This is a genomic window from Pseudoxanthomonas daejeonensis (genome assembly GCF_010093205.1).
GTDB lineage: Bacteria > Pseudomonadota > Gammaproteobacteria > Xanthomonadales > Xanthomonadaceae > Pseudoxanthomonas > Pseudoxanthomonas daejeonensis.
In genome coordinates, this window is record NZ_PDWN01000019.1 from 50,519 (window position 1) to 68,460 (window position 17,942).

Sequence of the window (17,942 nt, forward strand, 5' to 3'; positions counted from 1 at the left end):
GTGGAATCTCCGCTACGCACCGTGATCGCGGCCGGCTAAGGTCGCGGCGATCCCCAGGAGATCCTTCATGCCCGTGCGCCCGCTTTTGCCCGTGCTCTGCTTGTTGCCGGCCGTGGCTTGCGCCACGGGGCCATCGCAGGATCTCGATGTCCCGCCGCCCGCACGCTGGACGCCGCCGGCGCTGTCGACCGACCAGTACGAATCCTCGCCGGTGTTCTCGCCCGACGGCCGCGAGCTGTTCTTCTTCCGCGCCCCGCCAACCTTCGACCGTTACCGTCTCCTGTACTCGCGCTGCGAGGGGACGCAATGGGGCGCGCCGCGCGCCCCGGCGTTCGCCGGTCCGGCACAAGCCCTGGAAACGGATCCGGCCTACAGCCCCGACGGCGCGTGGCTGTATTACGCCAGCGACCGCACCCACCCGGGCGACCTGGACATCTGGCGGGTGCCGCGCCTTGGCGACGGCAGCTGGGGCGAGCCGGAGCGGCTCCCGGCACCGGTGAACTCGGCGCAGGCCGAACTCCTGCCGCGGCCGCTGGCCGATGGGCGCGTGCTGCTCGGCTCCCATCGCGCGGGTGGCATGGGAGGGCGCGATGTCTACCTGGCCACGCCACGCGACGGCGGTGGTTGGGACGTCGCGACATTGCCTGCGCCGGTCAACACGCCGCAGGACGAGTACGAGGCCGACCTGTCCGCCGATGGCCGCGTGCTGGTCGTGGTCGCCAATCGCGGCACGCGTTCGCACCTGTACGTGTACGACCGCGAGGGCGAGGGTGAAGCCTGGCATGAGCGCGGCCGCGTGCCGGCCTACGCCGATGTGTTCCAGGTCGGACCGTTGCTGTCGCCGGACGGAAGGCGGCTGCTGTTCGCGCAGGCCGATGGCGCGGCGTCGGGCGAATTCTTCCTCGTGGACCTGGCGCCGGGTGCCGATCCGCGATGGCCGCCGGTCTGCGGCGAATAGCCTGGGAAGATGGCGCCTTCCGCTGATCTCCGCGCCCAGCGCGTGGTGCTACCCGTGCGAGATCGCTTGGGCCAGCGCCGCAGCCATGCGGCATCGGGAAACTGCCGCACTTTTCCGCGGCCCAAAAAGGTGGCGGCCCCGCCGGCTGACCTCGGCGCCCGCATCGACCGATACCGTTGCTGCCTTCCGGCCCTGGCGGGATTTTCGATCTAGCGTCGCGAGGGGCCGACGGGGCCACCATAGGACTGGAGCGCGCGGGGCGATCCATGGTTCCGGCGAGCGGGGCAGGCCGCCTGGGGCGGCCGCCGCGCGAGCGGGGACGCGAATTCTAGCCGATCCCGGCGACGCGCCGCCATGCCGGCGGCCCGTGCGCGCGGTCCGGCCGTTCAGCGGCAAGGGGTGCGGCGGCGGCTGATCCCGCCGCACGCCCCGCCGCATGCCTCCGCTGCCCCGGCTCAGGCCGGCACGCGTTCCTTGCCCGGCGCGCCGTTGCCGCGCTTCACGAACGGCACGTCCACGGTCAGGTAGGTGCCGGCGCGCCACACCCATTCCAGCGGCCCGTAATAGAAGCGCCGGAACCACAGGTGCGCGAACAGCACCTGCACGGCGAACGCGGCCAGCCCCAGCAGCAAAGCCTGCACCTGGGTCATCGACGCATGCAGGCCCAGGCCGTAGCCGTAGAACACCGGCACGAACAGCAGCGACTGGGCGATGTACAGGGTCAGGGTCATCCGCCCGGCCGGGGCGAGCACGCCCAGCGCCCGGTGCGCGCCGCCGTGGTACAGCGCGACGAAGCCCAGCATCAGCACCGCCATCACCGCCAGGTCGAACAGGCTGCCCAGCAGCGCGCCGGTGAGCGCGCGCGGCATGGGCATCGCCTCGCTCGCTGGCACCCAAGCGGCGAGCGGCTCGCGCGCGAAGTACAGCGCCACCGCCACGCCCAGCGCGATCAGCAGGCCGGTCACGCGTGCGCGGGCGAACTCCTGCGGCCGGCTGAAGAAACCGATCCGCCCCAGCAGCATGCCGACCAGCGACAGGCCCAGGATCTGGCTCAGGCGCCCGGACTCGTACATGAAGAGCCACTTGAACGCCCAGCCTTCGGCGACGTTCATGCGCAGCGTGTCGACGAAGCCGCCATCCAGGTAGACCTGCGGGATCGTCGCGCTCCAGAAGCGCAGCGGCTGGTTGGCCCAGTCGGCACCCGCGAGGCCGGCCACGATCCGCACCAGCATCAGCGGCTGCAGCAGGAACAGCACCGCCACCGCCAGCAGCACCCGGTTCGAACGCACGCGATGGAACGGCAGCAGGAACAGGCCCATCACCGCCAGCACTTCGAGCACGTCGCCGCGGTACCACAGCCCGTGCAGCAGGCCCATCGCCGCCAGCAGCACCAGCCGCCAGACGAAGCGCCCGGTGAAGTCCACGCCGCGCCGCGCGGCGCGGTCCATGATGATGAAGAAGCTCACCCCGAAGCACAGCGCCAGCAGGGCGAAGGCCTTGCCGGCGAAGACCAGCCAGACCGCGTCGTGCACGGCCAGCTGGAAAGGATCGGTGGCCGGATGCGCCCAGTACAGCTCGAACAGCTCGGGCATGTGCACGATGAACAGCCCGAACAGGGCGAAGCCGCGCAGGGCGTCGAGCCCTTCCATGCGCGGGGTGTAGGTGGTGTCTTGCATGGGGTTCCCCGTCCAGGCGCGAACACGCCACCCGCCGCGCAGGCAGGCACGTCCACGGTGTTGCTCCCAGTGCGGCGAGCATAGCGGGGCGGGCGGCGGGCGGCGAGGGTGATCCGGTTACGCTTGAATCGATCCCGCCCGCCCGCGCAATGCCGGCATCGGCCCGTCGATCCTGGATGCACCGTCTCGTCGTCCCTGCATCCCACTCCAACAAGGACATCCCAATGAAGTACCTCGGCCTGGCCTATTACACCCCCGAAGCCTTCGCGGCGATGACGCCGGAAGCGGTCGAGTCGCTGACCCGCCAGTGCCCCGCACTGGACGAGAAGATGCAGGCGACCGGGAAGATGCGGGTGTCTGCTTCGCTGGGCGAGCCGCACACCCGGCGCACGCTGCGCCCGCACGGCGGCAGGACGCAGGTCAGCGACGGGCCCTATACCGAAGCGAAGGAGGTCGTCGGCGGGCTGTTCGTCATCGAGGCGGACAGCGAAGACGAGGCGCTGCGGATCGCGTCGATGCATCCGGCCGCGACGCTGGGCGAGGAATGCGGGTGGACGGTGGAGCTGGTGCCGCTGGAGTTCTATCGGGGGTGGTGAGGCGCTGGCGAAGTTGCACCTGGCCGGCGCATGGATGTGCACGCCGACACACTTCTGGCTCCGCCGCAGGCGGCCTGGCAGCACGGCGTGCGGTGCGAGAGTGAGGGCGGAGAGACCATGCCGACCGCCTGGACATTGGAAGACCGGTATGGCCTTCCTGGCTGATGATTGCGAGGAGTCGAAGAGGTCCCGGAACATCCGTCACTGGAAGAATTGCTTGCCTATTAAGGTTTCCGTTCACCGGGGCATTGCCGTGGCCGGGCCGTGACGGCCGATCGAATGCCCTGGGTTCGCGGCGACGGATGGTTCGAGCGGCCAGTCGCGAATCACCACCTCTTCACAGTCCATATACGTACTCCAACGTCAGATGAAGGCGAGTCATGGCTCCGGCTAAAAGGTCGCTATATTCCCGGGGTCCCACACGAAGGAGGATTGCAAATGTTCATGACCAAGCAACATCTCACAACGGCGCGTACGCTCGGCGTGGCACTCGTCGCCGCCCTGGGTCTCGCCAGCTGCGCCACCTATGACGACGAGTTCGCAACAATCAACTCGCGCCTCGATCAACTCGACACGAGGGTGCAGGGCGCGGCCCAGAGTGCCGAATCCGCCAACCAGTCCGCCCAGCAGGCCAACCAGCGGTTGAACCAGCTTGAAGGCCGCGTCCAGCAGCTCGAAAGCGCACCCAAGCGCGCGCCGCGCGGCTAGTCGCTCTTCCGCGATTTGTGACCAAGGTTCGAACCTGGGACCGGTTGCCGTTGCTGGCAACCGGTCTCCTTCCTTGCCCGATCCCGTTCATGAGGAATCGTCCCATCCGTACGTCCATACATCCTGCTATCCGGGGCGCTTGTGGTGCGCTGCTGTTGGTTTTGTCGTTCGCCAACGTCGGCGTGGCCGACGCCGCGCCTGCCCCCGCGCCCGCGCCCGCGCCCGCGCAAAGCGGGGCCGCCGTCGACCAGCTTCCTCCTGGCCAGGAAGTGTCCGACACGGTGATCGAACTGGCCGGCTGGGTCGTCGCAAGCGGCGACAGCCAAGGCTATCCATTCGCGGTCATGGACAAGGCCGCTGCACAGATCCTGGTGTTCGGCGGTGACGGCCGGCTTCGCGGCGCAGCGCCCGGGCTGTTCGGCTCGGCGACCGGCGACCATGCGGCGCCCGGCATCGCCGGCCTGGCGCTTCGCGAGATTCCCGGCCGGGATCGCACCACGCCTGCAGGTCGCTTCGTGGGCGGGTATGGCCCATCGACCGACGCCGGACGCGTCCTGTGGGTGGACTACGATTCCGCGGTTTCCATGCACCCCACGGCGACCGGCGTCCCGGCCGAGCGGCGCGCCGAACGCCTGGCATCGCCTTCGCCGGACGACAACCGCGTCACCCATGGCTGCATCAACGTCGCACCCGATTTCTACGAGCAGGTCATCCGTCCGACGTTCGAGCGGGGCGGGGTGTTCTACATCCTGCCGGACAAGGCGTCACTGGCCGAGACCTTCCCGGAGTTCGTGCAAAGCAACGGGACTGCGCAACGCGACGATGGAAAGCGCGCACGGCCCGCCCGCCATTGACGGGCACGTTGGCGTATTGCCGGTGGCGTGCGAGGCAGCAGCGACTGACGCTGCTCGTGGCCCGGCCACTTCTGCGGCGCAATGCTCGGCCTTCCTTGCAGGGTCCGGCATCCGTGCTGACAGTGCAGCCAGCGTGAGATCGGTTGGGCGCCTCTGATCCTGGGAGACCGGACTGTACGAGGCGCCGCACCCGCCCGGGTCAGGGAGTACTGGAGGCCGCGTTGCCTCCGGCAGCCGGTGCCACTGCCGGGGGTGCCAACAGGCCCAGTTGTTTCATCAGTCCAAGCGAGTCGGCGCAGGTCCATTCCTCGGCGATTCGTCCGTCCGCCATCCGGAACAGCGTCGTGCCCGTGATCTGCACTGCGCGACCGGTGGCCGGGATGCCGTTGCCGGCACCCGTGTTGGTTCCCCGCGCGCTCCAGCGCACGGCCACAAGTTCGCGCTCGGCTACCTGCTTGTCGACCGTGATGTCCAGGTCCGGGAATGCTTGGCGCCATCCCTTGGCCTCGGCCATGCCGTCGGCATGCGTGAAGGTCTTGCGGCCGCCGTGCCCGACGAAGTCTTCGCTGTACGGCACGTCGAATCGCCCTTGATTGAGGCCTTCCTCGTACACCTTGCGGGTAATCGACTTGTGAAGCTCCAGGGACTCGGCGTGCACGCTGTCGGGGACGGCTGCATTGCATGGAACCAGCCCGGTGGCGGCGGCGAAGGCGGTCACTGCGGACATCAGGATGTTGCGGATTTTCATGGTCATCTCCTGTGCGCGGATTGCGTGTCGGGGATGATGGGTGCTCGAATCACCGCCGGCGCTGCTCATGCCGTCCTCCGTGGTGCTGGTGCCGCCCCCCGGGCGCGTGGATCTGGGCAACCATTACAACTGGTGGCAGTACGTCGCCGGCGCCGACTGGCGCCACCCGCGCGGCCCGGACAGCGCGATCGAAGGAATGGACAACCACCCGGTCGTGCACGTGGCCTACGAGGATGCGCTGGCTTATGCGCAGTGGCTGGGCAAGGACCTGCCCACGGAAGCCGAGTGGGAATTCGCTTCCAAGGGTGGCAGCGACGGCACCGAGTTCGCCTGGGGCGACGAGCTCGTTCCGGATGGCCGCTACATGGCCAACACCTGGCAGGGCGAATTCCCGTGGGAGAACCACAAGCTCGACGGCTGGGAGTTCACAGCGCCGGTCGGCTCGTTCCCGGCCAACGGCTACGGCCTGCACGACATGATCGGCAACGTCTGGGAATGGACCAGCGACTGGTACCAGGAGCACGGCCGCATCCAGCGCAGCTGCTGCACGCGCGAGAACCCGCGTGGCGGCAAGCGCGAGGACAGCATCGACCCGCGCAGCCCGCAGATCACGATCCCCCGCCGGGTGACCAAGGGCGGCTCGCACGCCTGCGCACCGAACTACTGCCGTCGCTACCGTCCCGCCGCGCGCATGGCCCAGCCGGTGGACACATCCACCAGCCACGTGGGGTTCCGTTGCGTGGTGCGCGAGCGGGCGGGGGGCTAGGCGATGTTCAGGGACTGGCTCTACGCGCTCAGCGAACCGGTGATCGCCGCCATCGACCTGATGGCGCTGGTCCTGATCGCGGGGGCCACGGTGTACACGTTCTTCGCCGGCTTGTGGATGGTGGTGACCCGCGGGACCGTGGACGGCCACGAGCGGCGCACGCTCTGGCTGGCCTACGCACGCTGGCTTGTGGTCGGGCTGACCTTCCAGCTCGCGGCCGACATCATCGAATCATCGATCGCCCCGTCGTGGGAGGCGATCGGCCAGCTCGGCGCCATCGCGGTGATCCGCACCTTCCTCGACTATTTCCTGGAGCGCGACGTCGCCGAGATCCGCGAGCGCGACCATGTGTCGTTGCATCGGGCCGCGCCGGAGGACAAGTAGCCCCGTGGCGCTCGTGCCTGCCATGGACATGCATGAAGCGGCGGCGGGCACCTTCGGGCCTGCATCCGCGCGCGTGCGGTGGCACGTGCGCCCGACGATGCTGGCGGTGGCCACGCTGGCCGGATACCTGACCAGGTCGCCTCCTTCCCGCTGTGGATCGAGCCCGGCCGGCGGACCTTCGCGTGGGTGCCCGGAGGGCTGCTGCTGGCGCGTCGTGAGTGGATGGCGTTGATCGTATGAATCGTCCGCTGCGAATGAGCATAAACCTGCGGGATTAGTGGCTGCTATCGAGGGTAGGGGACGCCACACCTGAATCAGCAGACGGGGCGCATGTGCATTTGAATCACCTCTTTGATTGCTGAGGTCTATTGGGGGTAGGAAGGTCCGCTTCCGACCATAGCGGACACCCGCATGCCGGGATCCATATTCCCGGGTGACCACGCAGGGCACGCCGGTGAAGCCCTGCAGGGCCACGCGCGCGGGCATGAACGAATTCAGTCGAGATCATGGAATGCCCACCGATGCCGCAGGCTGAGCCTTAGTCTGCTCGGTAGGCACCGACTGGCGAGGCAGGTCGTGCGTTCACGCAAACGTGCGGCGTCTTGGCCATGCGCATCCGGGGGACGTTGAAGCGGGCATCGTCGCCTTCCGGTCGATCCCCGCGGTGCCGCGTGCACCGCAAATTTAACAACGCGCCCCGCTGGTTCTGGGATTCTCCACGTGGGGACGGGATGCTTTGATTCGATCGATGCGGACGGCCATGCGCCGGCCAGCGATCCGCGACAGCTTCATCCCGAAGCCGTGCAGTCGAGTTCGACGTAACGCGTTGAAATACCACCTGTCACAGAGAGGCTCGAGCATCCAGTAGTCAGCACCGGGCGCTACGACCCGGACGTCGATGACGACTGCGCGCCGGGTGGTCATCGCCGCGATGCCCGATCATGCCGTACGCATCACGCCTGCTTTCAGCCGATTACCACCCTCGGGAGTTTGGTCATGCAGACATCCAGAATCGTGCAACACGTCCTCGCACTCGCCCTCCTCGCCGCCGCGGCACTGGGCACCGGCTGCGACCGGAGCAAGGACGCCGTCAGCCAGGCGGCCACCGCCGATGCCGCGCAGGGCGTGCCCGCGCCCGGCATCGCCGAGACCCGGGCCATCGCCGAGGAGGGCTTCATCTACGGCCTGCCGCTGGTGATGAATTACGCGGTGATGCACGAGTTCGCGGTGGATTCCGGTTCCGCGGAGTTCAAGGCGCCCTTCAACCAGATCAGGAACCTGAGCTCGGTCGCCACGCCCGACGACACGGCCGTCGTCACGCCCAATAGCGATACACCCTATTCGATCCTGTGGCTGGACCTGCGCGCAGAACCGATGGTGATCTCGGTGCCGGAAGTGGATCCGAAGCGCTACTACTCGGTGCAGCTGATCGACGGCAATACCTACAACTTCGGCTACATCGGCAGCCGCGCCACCGGCAGCGGCGCGGGCCACTACCTGGTGACCGGCCCGGACTGGAAGGGCGACAAGCCCGAGGGGATCCAGCAGGTCTTCACTTCCACCACGCCGTTCGTGTTCGCCAACTTCCGCACCCAGCTGTTCGACCCGGCCGACATCGAGAACGTGAAGAAGGTGCAGGCCGGCTACAACGCGCAGCCGCTGTCGGCGTTCCTCGGCCAGCCCGCGCCGGCCGCTGCGCCTAAGATCGAATTCCTGCCTGCCACCACCGCCGGGGTCAAGGACAACTTCTTCGATTACCTGGGCGCGGCGCTGGAGCTCGTTCCGCAGACGCCCGAGGACCAGGAGATCCGCGCCCGGCTCGCGAGCATCGGCGTGGGGCCGGGCCGCAAGTTCGACTTCAAGGAACTGTCACCCGAGCACAAGGCCGAGGTCGGCCTGGGCATGAAGGCGGGCGACGAGAAGGTGGACGCGTTCGTGGCCCAGGGGATCAAGAACGTCAACGGCTGGAGCATCGGTTCCTTCTTCGGCGACCAGGCTTTCTACAAGGGCGACTGGCTGCTGCGTGCGGCCGCCGCCAAGAGCGGCATCTACGGCAACGATGCGGTGGAAGCGACATACCCGCTTACGCGGACCACGGCCGCTGGCGAGCCGATCGACACCAGCCAGCACAACTACACGCTGACTTTCCCGGCCGGGCAGCTGCCGCCGGTCAACGCCTTCTGGTCGGTCACCATGTACGACGGCAACAGCCAGCTCCTGATCAAGAACCCGATCAACCGGTACCTGGTCAACTCGCCGATGCTCGATTCGATGAAGAAGAATCCCGACGGCTCGCTCACGCTGCACATCCAGAAGGACTCGCCGGGCAAGGAGCTGGAATCCAACTGGCTGCCCGCGCCCGATGGCCCGGCCTACCTGGTCATGCGCCTGTACTGGCCCAAGGACACGCCGCCGTCGGTGCTGCCGGCGGGCACGGGGAGCTGGAAGCCGCCGGGCGTGGTGGCTGCCTCGTCGGGATCTTGATCGCCAGGAATGGCTCGGCGGGCTGGCATGCGCCGTCGAGCCCTGGGCCAATACCCTACCGCATCCAGCACGCCTACTTCGTGGACAGCCAGAATCCCGAATACAGATCCCCGCGAGTTACCGCGGAGCCTGTCCAGTCAATGCCTTGGGACGGTTCGCCCATCAGCTGCGTAACCTTTCGGTGAAGCCGGACTGGACGCCGCGCGGGACTTCAGCGGTTGTCGTATTGGCGATCAAGGGGAATCCATGCGCCGCGAGGAAAAACTGAAGAGCTACCTGGCTCAGGCCGAAGCTTTGGGGATCAATCGGTGGCAAGCAGCCCCTCCGCTTCACAGGTTGGCGTGGCGCTTGGGCATTCCGCTAGCCCCACCCCTGTGTATGAGCTTTGCTGGACTCACCCTGCTGTTCGGCGGCATGTTCGGGCTGGCGATGTATTTTGTCCTCAACGCGCCGTACTGGTCACCGATCGAATCGCCTATGGCCACGGTTGTGGGGGCTATTGTCGGAGGAGTTCTCTACGGGCTGGCCATGGCCGCAGTTTTCAAGAGTCAGCAACGAAACAGCCGCTTCCCTCTTTGGCGAGGCTTCCAGTAGGGTCTTGGTTCTGGGCATTACCGGGCTGGTCGCCATGATCCGTTACTGGTTCTCGTCGGCCAGTTCCATGTTTGCCCTATAAGGTAGTTGGCCCGCTGACATGATCATCCGCAACTTCATGCCAGGCGAAGAAGAGGCTTTGCGGGGTGTCTTTGTGTCGTCGGTGCACGATCTGGCCGCAAAGTTCTACACGCCAGAACAGATCAACGCATGGGCGCCCATCGCTTACGACAGGCAGGAGTGGGCCAGCAAGCTTGCTCGACTGCGGCCATTCGTCGCAGTGTCGGAGGGTCAGGTAGTCGGCTACGCAGACCTCCAGGGGCCTGGCTACATCGATCACTTCTTTGTATCGGGTAGATTCGCCGGCCGTGGCGTTGGCAACGCTCTCATGGGTCACATCTGTGGCGTTGCCGCCAGGCGCGGCATTTCCGAGCTGTCTGCCGACGTAAGTCTTTCTGCGGAGCCGTTCTTCTCCAAGCATGGTTTTGTTGTGGTTGAGCGTCAGACGGTGGCCGTCGCAGGTGTCGAACTGGCAAATGCGCGCATGTGCAAGGCACTGCGCCATCAGATGGGGTGATGCGACATGACGCACGGGGCGACCCAAAGCATCGGGTGACCTCGCCGGTGCGCCGGGTTAAAATTCCTTTGTCGAAAGAACCGTCATGGCTGGCCCATGAAGGGCTTTCATTCTTGCTGCTCCCATTGGGTGAAGATGAACAGGCCTTTCATTTCGCTGTGTCCGGAAATCACCCGGACGGATGCGCTCACGCTGATGGACTGGCTGGAGGACGAGTGCGTCACCCGCTACCTGAGCGACTCGCGCCATGTCTCACGGTTCATCGAGCAGGTCATCGGCCGGGTCCAGTTGCCGATCCTGACCCCTCTTTTCAACCAGGGTGGCCGGTTCTTCATGGCCTACGACCGGCATGACGCGCGGGTGGGTTTCGTCCGCCTGGTCAAGACGGGACCGGATTGCGAGATGGTCCTGGTCATCGGCAACCGCAACGACTGGGGACGCCAGCTCGGCGCCGCCGCGATCCGCGAAAGCATGAAGCTCGCCTTCCTGGAGATGCGCGCCGAGAGGCTCATCGCCAGGATCCACCCGGACAACGCGCGTTCGCTGAGAGCCTTCGAGCGCTGCGGGTTCGTGGCTGAAAGCCAGGCACCTGCCCTGAAGTCCTTCGCCATGACCGCGATGCGCTATCGCCAATTCCTGCGCGAAACCCCTGCCGGGCATGCCGCCAACATCCACATCACGGAGATCGACAAGGATCGGCTCAGCAGCCTGCTCGCATTCGTGCGGGACCCGGCTGTTTTCGAACTGGAGCATGAGATCGAGCGCGCCACCGTGGTCGATCCCGGGCAGGTGCCGGGTGATGTGGTCACGATGAACTCCAGGGCCTTGCTCCAGCTCGATGACGAAGCCGTGGAGGTGACCCTGGTCTACCCGGAGGACGCTGACTGCAGCGCCGGGAAACTGTCGGTCTGCTCGGGCATCGGCACCGCGATCCTGGGCTACCGGGAGGGGGACGCCCTCGACTGGCGGATGCCGGACCGGACCCGCCGTATCCGGATCGAGAAAGTGCTCTACCAGCCCGAAGCCACGGGCAATTTCCACCTTTAGCCTGCGCGCTGCGGACCTGGGAGGAGATGGCCTGGAGACGATGGCCATTCGACAGTCCGCTCCTGGCCGAAGGCTGCCACCTTCCCGTCGTCGAGGGGGACAGACGCGCTAACGTTGGATGTGGCGCGGACGCAGGACGCTCGCAACCAGCCCCAACGGACGGCAAACCCAAGCACGATCAGCACGGGGGCCATCTTCGCGTCCTTGAGAGCCAAGCCTGACGGTAATGGCCTGGGCGGAGACGCATCCGCAGAATTCGGCGATGGGCGCGATGACGAGCGCTGCAACCGGCCGCGCGCGGGGTGCGTGCGATCGGGATTTTCCCTACGTGATGTCAGGCATTCCCCGATAGGCGGCGAGCCTTCACAAGCGGATAGTGCGCGCACCAGCACCGCGTGTCGCCGTGAACTGTCCGGATGAGCCTGCGCGCGGGCCCTGCCTACTTTCCCCGGTAGGCAGGGCCGCTGGTTACTCCGAGTGGCGCGGCGCTCGCCCGCAACCCGGTGCGGCATTACCGGGACCAGGGTCGCGACGTTGCCGAGCCACGCCAGTCCGGGCAGCGTGGCCGCGCACGGCAGCGAGGCCGCGAGGGTTCCGGCCAACCGGATCCAACCCTCCCACCGAGCGTCCGCTTCCGACCCCTTGCGACATCGCCCTCCGATGGGCGGGCTGTCGAACCCGTGCGGGCCCCGTCCGGGATTCCCGCGCAGCCGCAGGCGCCCGCGTGCGCCACCGCCGACCGCCTGTAGGAAAACTCCGAATCCCGCCGGGCATTTCTCCTACGTGCGGGGACCGCTTTCCCTGATATCGAACTTCCGCAGCGTCGGCATCCTTGTGCCGCCACCCGCGGTGGGGACTGGAATCCCCCCATCGACCTGGCACCGGCGGGCGAGCGGCGGCGCCGGTGGCCAGGAGCGGGGGCATCCCTTCCCGATGCAAAGGAACCTGCACATGAAGAACCTCGTATCGCTGTCGTTTTCGGCCGAAGACCTGGCCGCGCTGGATGCCGCCTTGCTCGTGATCGAGCAGAAGCTGGGCGGCCTGGTCTCGCTCACCACCGCGGAGGTGCGCGGCCTGGCCAAGATGGGTGAGAAGTCCGAAGTGTTCTGCCGCAGCGTGCTGCAGGTGCTGCAGCAGAACCCGCAGGTGGTCACCCCGGCCCTGGGCCTGCCCGAGGCCAACGACGACCTGGCCGCGCTGGACGCGCTGCGCCCGCGGTTGCGCCGGCTCAAGCTGCTCACCACCCGCGGCGAGGACACCCTGCTGGCCCTGGGCGCGGACGTGATGTCGGCGGCGCTGGAGGGCTATGCGCTGCTGAAGGTCAGCGGGCGGGCGAGTGGGCTGGAGGACCAGCGGCGCGAGCTGGGCAGCCGGTTCGCGCGCGCCGGGCGCAAGGAGGACGAGGACGAGGAGGCGGTCGAGCCGGTGTGATCGCTGCCCGGTGCGGCCGGGCAGGTGGTTGACCGAAGCCGGGCGGAGGCGACTCCGCCCGGCTTTTTCGTGCCCGGATGGCGGGGAACGCAGGCGGGGCGGGGGGTTCGAGTTCCCGGCACTGGCGCGCGAGTGTCGGGAACCGGGGCGCGAGTGTCTGGAACTGGCGCGCGGGTTCCGGGAACTGGTGTGCCAGTGTTTTCCATACGCGAATGCATGGAAAACACTCATGCGCGAGTGTTGGGAACTGGCGCGTCAGTATTTTCCATACGTGCGCGCATGGAAAATACTCATGCGTGAGTGCCTGGAACGGGTGCGCGAGTGTTTTCCATGCATGGGCGTATGGAAAATGGTGGTGCGTGAGTGTTGAGGACTGGCGCGTGGGTTCGGGCGATGCGCGGGGGGGCACCGAGCGCCGGGGGTTCGGTGATTGGAACGGGCGGGCCAGTTACCGGAGCTACGAAGCTGCTGGCTGGGGAAAGTGCACCCTGACCCCTGTTTCACTTCACTTCACGGGGGCGTGGAGCCGTTCAGATCGTCTGGCGACTTGTCGACCCGGAAGAATCCGCGGGCGTCGGCCAACGACATCAGGCCGCTGTAGGTCTCCACCTCCTTGGGGGTGAGTTCGTCCCGGTCGACGCGTCCTTCCAGCTTGGCGTTCGCGGCTCTCAGTTCGTTGTCGAACTCAGCGGAGGTCTTTCCCGTCGGATCCCACGCGACGATCCAGTCGTGGAGCTTGTCAAGCAGGGCGGGCGTATTGCTCATGCAGCCTTCCGGTGTTCGCAGTAGGGGGGCGCTTGCTATCGAGAACGGGACGGAACGCGGCCAGGGTGGCACCGGGTGGCTCGCTTCGCGTGTCTCGCTCCCGCTTTATCTCACGGATGCACCAGCTCCGGCCGCCAGTGGGGTCATTCGTGGTCTTGTCCTGGAATCAGCCCCATTCGCTGCAATTCGTGCTCAATCCAGGCTGCATCCTGTTCGGATAGCCAGAGCGCGGCGAAATGGAGCCTGCCTTTGCCGATGCGATCTCCGAGCATGGTCGGCTGCGCTCCCGGGTTCCCGAACTCGATGTCAGCCAGCATGCGCAGGATGTCCGGTCGCGGCGGGGATCGGTGCCGGTTAACTGGCATGCCGCCCGGAATCTGGTGGTTGCGAATCAGCTCTTCGTCCGGGGGTTCGCCGCTCTGCGCGAAGCGACTGAGGCCGAGACTGGCGATAGTGTCGTATAGCTCATGGCGGCAGGTCCGCAGGTCCTCCGGAAGATCCCTGAGCTTGAACAAGGTCTCAAGGGTCTTGGCCGCCTTCTGATACTCGTCCTCGAACTGCCGGTACGTTTTGTCGTTGCCGTTGTAGGAACGCAGCCACTCCATCACCGCGTGGAATTCGTGTTCGAATTTTTCACGCGTCCTGTAGGGTCGGATCGACATTCCGGTGGTCATGCTGCGAGCCTGTGGCGGGGAAGAAGCGAGGGCAAGGCCCGGTGCCGACCTTTGCGGTTGTCGACTTCGGCTGACAAAAAAGCCGCGCAGTGCGCGGCCTTCCATATAACATGCGACGGCACATCTAGACCCTCTGCTTTCCGGCTTCGTCCGACGCCTGGCCCTGAGCCTTCCGCTCGCATCCACAGTGGACCTGGCGCGGTTACGTCACTGTGAGGCACCCCCAAACTTGATGGCCGCGCTCGCGGCGGCATCATTTGAAGTGGGTAGAGGGTCGGCTCACGGTGCAGCTGGAACGCGCCTCGAGCGCAAGCGCCCTGCCAGAAACGCGGGTCAGGGTGCACTTTCCGGAGTTGGTCCGGGCCGGGTATGTCGTCGCGGACAAGCAACCGGGAAAAGCACACTCTGACCCCTGTTTTCAATTCTTGTCCCAGATGGGGGCGGACTGGAGTAAAAGTGAACCTGACCCCATTCTTCGCCGGATGACTCGCAGATGGCGCACAATGCGGCGCCGATCATCATCCGGACGCTCCATGGACGCTGAAGCACTGATCCACACCGCTCTCCGCGAAGCCGGTTACGGCCAGGACGCCATCGGCTCGGCGCTCCCCAGGATCATGCGCATCCTGCAGGCGGAGGACATCCGCCTGGAGGTCGGCCGCCCGCTGTCGCGCAAGGAGCGTGATTACGTACGCGTGCAGCTCGAGATCGGGCTTGGTGTGCCGGAGATTGTGGCGGGGCTGAAGCGCTGAATCCGCTTCGGACGGACACCCGGGCCCAATCCAGGCACTGGAAGCGGGGTCTGGAAGCGGGGGTCGGAGTGCACTTTCCGGAGCTGGCCCAGGCTGGGTATGTCGTCGTCGCGGATCAGCATCCAGGGAAAGTGCACTCTGACCCCTGTTTTCAAACCTGACCTCGTTCTTCCCAAGGTTCGACTCTGTTTCCGCTTCTAAGACCCAAGCTCGGCGCTTGCACCTTGTGATTGTTCCGGCTTATTCGACGTTAGGATCTCTGCCATTTCACTCATTAGTGCGCGCACAGCAACGCAATCAAGATTGGGTCAGGTTCACGTCAGGTCGGGTTGTTTGTCAGATGCACGCCGGTGCCCTGATTGCAGCATGCAGTTGGAGAGTTCAGCGGTGGTCCGCGACTGCATCATGGAAGTCCAATTCGTGGACGATGACCACGCGTACTCCTGCCTTCCTGAGCTTGACGGCCTTTTCTACCTTCCGCCCATAGCACGAGAAAGCCCAGCAAGGGTTTCCCTCGGCGCCAATGATTAGGTAGTGGACCTTCTTGGATGGAGTGGCGTGAGCTGTCCCACCTAGCTCCTGGACGAGTTCCTCAATCTGCGGCCGCGTAAATCGCGGCGAAGAGCCGGTAAAGCAGAAGCCGCGTTCGAGGAAGGTAATTTCTGGATCGACAGCGCATAGGCCGCGGATCGGCCCCGATTCGGCAATGGGAGCCTTGGTTATGGTTCTGGAGTCCAGGAGCGCGGTGAATTCCGAGAAGAACGCATGCAGCATCTCGTGCTCCTTCTCATCGATCTTCTTGTCCGCAAGCACAGCGGTTATGAGGCTGCCGATCTCGTCGAACGGCCAGCAACTTTTCAGGTGGGGATGCTCTTCCATCCAGTCCGAAAGTCCGCGCAGCTCCTCTTCTGATATTCGGGTGTCAGCAACGATGCCGCCGAGAATGGCATGGAGGCGCTGCAGGTCAGTAGTGGTTTGGTCGTAGAACTCCCGTGATCGAAGCCGCTTGCACAACCAAAGGATGTCTTCTCGTTCTTCCTGGTCGAGTACGCCGTCCGCCATGGCCGCTGCGACGCGCGGTACCAGTTCATTGAACGGGTGAAGGTTCTCTATCTCTCGATGTTCTGAGAGCCATAACGCCAGGTAGCTGATTTCCAACTCGTTGATACGGCCATCGATTGCAATTCCCTCGATGATGCCTAAGAGGGAATTGATCGACTTGTCCAAGCGAGCTTTGCCAGTGAACTTCGCGAATCTCTTCTGATCCGGATGCATGATCACCCTCCCGAGTGCCACGAAAGCCAGTAGCGACTCCCCAGTCGCCTTGACGGTACGGACTCTGCTGCAATCCCGACGCAGCTGCAATCGCTTTACCAGACGGCAGGAAAGCAGGTGCAGTGGCCAAGGTGGAGAGAGGGGGATTCACTGCGGCGCTTCGCGCCTTGCCCCTTCGGGGCGACGGCTTCGCCGTCGTGTCCACCCGCTGCGCGGGTGGTCGAACCGGGGGGTTCGAATCAAGCTCACCCCTCTTCGTCAGATATGAAAAGGGCCCCGCAAGGGGGCCCATTTCATATCTGGCGGAGAGAGGGGGATTCGAACCCCCGAAGCGCGGTTTAGACGCTTACACACTTTCCAGGCGTGCTCCTTCAACCGCTCGGACACCTCTCCGGATCCTGTCTGGAGCCCCGCAGGGCCCGGTCAGGGCCGCGAATTCTAGCGCCCGCGGGCACTTGCCACAAGCGCGGTCGGGGTCCGGGACCGGCCCGGGGGCGGGCGTGGCACAATGCCGTTTCCGGTCGAAACGGTGTCCGATGTCCTATCTCGTCCTCGCCCGAAAGTGGCGCCCGAAGCGGTTTTCCGAGCTGGTCGGGCAGGAACATGTCGTGCGCGCGCTGGGTAACGCCCTGGATACCGGGCGGGTCCATCACGCCTTCCTGTTCACCGGCACCCGCGGGGTGGGCAAGACCACCATCGCCCGGATCTTCGCCAAGTCGCTGAACTGCGAGAAGGGCACCAGCGCCGAGCCGTGCGGGGTCTGCGCGGCCTGCACCGACATCGATTCGGGGCGCTACATCGACCTGCTGGAGATCGACGCGGCCTCCAATACCGGCGTGGACGACGTCCGCGAGGTGATCGAGAACGCGCAGTACATGCCCTCGCGCGGGCAGTACAAGGTCTACCTGATCGACGAAGTGCACATGCTGTCCAAGGCGGCGTTCAACGCGCTGCTGAAAACGCTCGAAGAGCCGCCGGGGCACGTGAAGTTCCTGCTCGCCACCACCGACCCGCAGAAGCTGCCGGTGACGGTGCTGTCGCGCTGCCTGCAGTTCAACCTCAAGCGGCTGGACGAGGACCAGATCCAGGGCCAGATCACCAAGATCCTGGCCGCCGAGGAGATCGGCGCCGATGCCGGGGCGGTGCGCCTGCTGGCGCGCGCGGCCGATGGCAGCCTGCGCGACGGCCTGTCTTTGCTGGACCAGGCGATCGCCTATGCCGGCGGCGCGCTGGACGAGGCTGCGGTGCGGACCATGCTCGGCAGCGTCGACCGGACCCAGGTCGCGGCGTTGCTGGATGCGCTGGCCGATGCCGACGGTCAGCGGCTGCTGGCCACGATCGAGGCCGTGGCCGGGTTCGCGCCGGACTGGGGCAACGTGCTGGAAGCGCTGGCCGAGGCCCTGCACCGGATCCAGGTGCGCCAGCTGGTGCCGGGCGCGTCGCGCGACGACGAGGGTCTGGACGTGTCGGGGTATGCCGCGCGCCTGCGCCCGGAAGTGGTCCAGCTCTGGTACCAGATGGCGGTCAACGGCCGTCGCGACCTGGAACTGGCACCGGCGCCGCGGATTGGTTTTGAAATGAGCGTGCTGCGCATGCTGGCGTTCCGCCCGGAGGCCGATGCCGGGCCGATGGCGGGCGGGCAGGGTGCGGGGA

At 66.1% G+C, this 17,942-nt stretch carries 18 protein-coding genes, 1 tRNA gene and 1 other RNA gene; 13 read left to right on the forward strand and 7 right to left on the reverse strand.

Annotated features, from left to right (window positions below):
- The first annotated feature begins 67 nt into the window (after nt 1-67).
- Nucleotides 68-958: a TolB family protein gene (locus tag CSC65_RS15720; protein ID WP_162411526.1), complete on the forward strand. Its 891-nt coding sequence runs from the start codon at nt 68-70 to the stop codon at nt 956-958.
- A gap of 135 nt (nt 959-1,093) precedes the next feature.
- Here CSC65_RS15720 and ffs read toward each other — a convergent pair.
- Together ffs and CSC65_RS15730 are read right to left on the reverse strand one after the other, a co-directional pair.
- Nucleotides 1,094-1,190, reverse strand: an RNA gene (gene ffs / locus CSC65_RS15725) — signal recognition particle sRNA small type.
- Nucleotides 1,191-1,413: 223 nt separating this feature from the next.
- Nucleotides 1,414-2,634, reverse strand: a complete 1,221-nt coding sequence (locus tag CSC65_RS15730) for a DUF418 domain-containing protein (RefSeq protein WP_202922913.1) — start codon at nt 2,632-2,634, stop codon at nt 1,414-1,416.
- Nucleotides 2,635-2,858: 224 nt separating this feature from the next.
- On the opposite strand from CSC65_RS15730, the gene CSC65_RS15735 reads away from it, so the two are divergent.
- The 3 genes from CSC65_RS15735 to CSC65_RS15745 all read left to right on the forward strand — a co-directional run bounded on the left by CSC65_RS15735 (nt 2,859) and on the right by CSC65_RS15745 (nt 4,792).
- Nucleotides 2,859-3,230, forward strand: coding sequence for a YciI family protein (locus CSC65_RS15735; RefSeq protein ID WP_162411527.1), 372 nt, complete (start codon nt 2,859-2,861; stop codon nt 3,228-3,230).
- Nucleotides 3,231-3,668: 438 nt separating this feature from the next.
- The gene (locus tag CSC65_RS15740; protein WP_162411528.1) at nt 3,669-3,938 is read left to right on the forward strand and encodes a coiled-coil domain-containing protein; all 270 of its coding nucleotides are present in this window, start codon (nt 3,669-3,671) and stop codon (nt 3,936-3,938) included.
- 155 nt (nt 3,939-4,093) lie between these two features.
- The gene (locus CSC65_RS15745) at nt 4,094-4,792 is read left to right on the forward strand and encodes a hypothetical protein (RefSeq protein ID WP_162411546.1); all 699 of its coding nucleotides are present in this window, start codon (nt 4,094-4,096) and stop codon (nt 4,790-4,792) included.
- A 199-nt stretch (nt 4,793-4,991) separates the two neighbouring features.
- On the opposite strand, the gene CSC65_RS15750 is transcribed toward CSC65_RS15745, so the two are convergent.
- On the reverse strand, nt 4,992-5,609 hold the full coding sequence (locus tag CSC65_RS15750; protein WP_238390428.1) for an ester cyclase: 618 nt from the start codon (nt 5,607-5,609) through the stop codon (nt 4,992-4,994).
- Here CSC65_RS15750 and CSC65_RS15755 point away from each other — a divergent pair.
- From CSC65_RS15755 to CSC65_RS15785, 7 genes are all read left to right on the forward strand, one after another.
- The gene (locus CSC65_RS15755; RefSeq protein WP_162411547.1) at nt 5,608-6,306 is read left to right on the forward strand and encodes a formylglycine-generating enzyme family protein; all 699 of its coding nucleotides are present in this window, start codon (nt 5,608-5,610) and stop codon (nt 6,304-6,306) included. The two genes, CSC65_RS15750 and CSC65_RS15755, sit on opposite strands and share 2 nt — an antisense overlap.
- 3 nt (nt 6,307-6,309) lie before the next feature.
- Entirely contained in the window at nt 6,310-6,690 is a 381-nt protein-coding gene (locus CSC65_RS15760; protein WP_162411530.1) for a DUF1622 domain-containing protein, read from the forward strand.
- 996 nt (nt 6,691-7,686) lie between these two features.
- Nucleotides 7,687-9,174, forward strand: a complete 1,488-nt coding sequence (locus tag CSC65_RS15765; protein ID WP_162411531.1) for a DUF1254 domain-containing protein — start codon at nt 7,687-7,689, stop codon at nt 9,172-9,174.
- 246 nt (nt 9,175-9,420) lie between these two features.
- Nucleotides 9,421-9,768: a DUF6404 family protein gene (locus tag CSC65_RS15770; protein ID WP_162411532.1), complete on the forward strand. Its 348-nt coding sequence runs from the start codon at nt 9,421-9,423 to the stop codon at nt 9,766-9,768.
- A 100-nt stretch (nt 9,769-9,868) separates the two neighbouring features.
- Nucleotides 9,869-10,345 carry a GNAT family N-acetyltransferase gene (locus CSC65_RS15775; RefSeq protein ID WP_162411533.1) on the forward strand — a complete coding sequence of 159 codons (477 nt, stop codon included), beginning with the start codon at nt 9,869-9,871 and terminating at the stop codon, nt 10,343-10,345.
- A 135-nt stretch (nt 10,346-10,480) separates the two neighbouring features.
- On the forward strand, nt 10,481-11,392 hold the full coding sequence (locus CSC65_RS15780) for a bifunctional GNAT family N-acetyltransferase/nucleoside diphosphate kinase regulator (protein ID WP_162411534.1): 912 nt from the start codon (nt 10,481-10,483) through the stop codon (nt 11,390-11,392).
- 951 nt (nt 11,393-12,343) lie between these two features.
- Entirely contained in the window at nt 12,344-12,823 is a 480-nt protein-coding gene (locus tag CSC65_RS15785) for a hypothetical protein (protein ID WP_162411535.1), read from the forward strand.
- Nucleotides 12,824-13,333: 510 nt separating this feature from the next.
- Here CSC65_RS15785 and CSC65_RS15790 read toward each other — a convergent pair.
- Both CSC65_RS15790 and CSC65_RS15795 read right to left on the reverse strand, forming a co-directional pair.
- Nucleotides 13,334-13,588, reverse strand: coding sequence for a hypothetical protein (locus CSC65_RS15790; protein WP_162411536.1), 255 nt, complete (start codon nt 13,586-13,588; stop codon nt 13,334-13,336).
- 143 nt (nt 13,589-13,731) lie between these two features.
- Nucleotides 13,732-14,262 carry a hypothetical protein gene (locus CSC65_RS15795; protein WP_162411537.1) on the reverse strand — a complete coding sequence of 177 codons (531 nt, stop codon included), beginning with the start codon at nt 14,260-14,262 and terminating at the stop codon, nt 13,732-13,734.
- Between the two features lie 533 nt (nt 14,263-14,795).
- Between CSC65_RS15795 and CSC65_RS15800 the strand changes: the two genes are divergently transcribed.
- Nucleotides 14,796-15,014 (forward strand): polyprenyl synthetase, encoded by a 219-nt coding sequence (locus tag CSC65_RS15800; RefSeq protein ID WP_162411538.1) that lies wholly within the window; start codon nt 14,796-14,798, stop codon nt 15,012-15,014.
- A 381-nt stretch (nt 15,015-15,395) separates the two neighbouring features.
- On the opposite strand, the gene CSC65_RS15805 is transcribed toward CSC65_RS15800, so the two are convergent.
- Nucleotides 15,396-16,241 carry a BRCT domain-containing protein gene (locus CSC65_RS15805; RefSeq protein WP_238390429.1) on the reverse strand — a complete coding sequence of 282 codons (846 nt, stop codon included), beginning with the start codon at nt 16,239-16,241 and terminating at the stop codon, nt 15,396-15,398.
- 348 nt (nt 16,242-16,589) lie between these two features.
- Nucleotides 16,590-16,682, reverse strand: a tRNA-Ser gene (locus tag CSC65_RS15810).
- 143 nt (nt 16,683-16,825) lie between these two features.
- Here CSC65_RS15810 and dnaX point away from each other — a divergent pair.
- Nucleotides 16,826-17,942, forward strand: a 1,117-nt coding sequence (gene dnaX, locus CSC65_RS15815; protein ID WP_162411540.1) for a DNA polymerase III subunit gamma/tau, incomplete at its 3' end; no start/stop codon positions are given.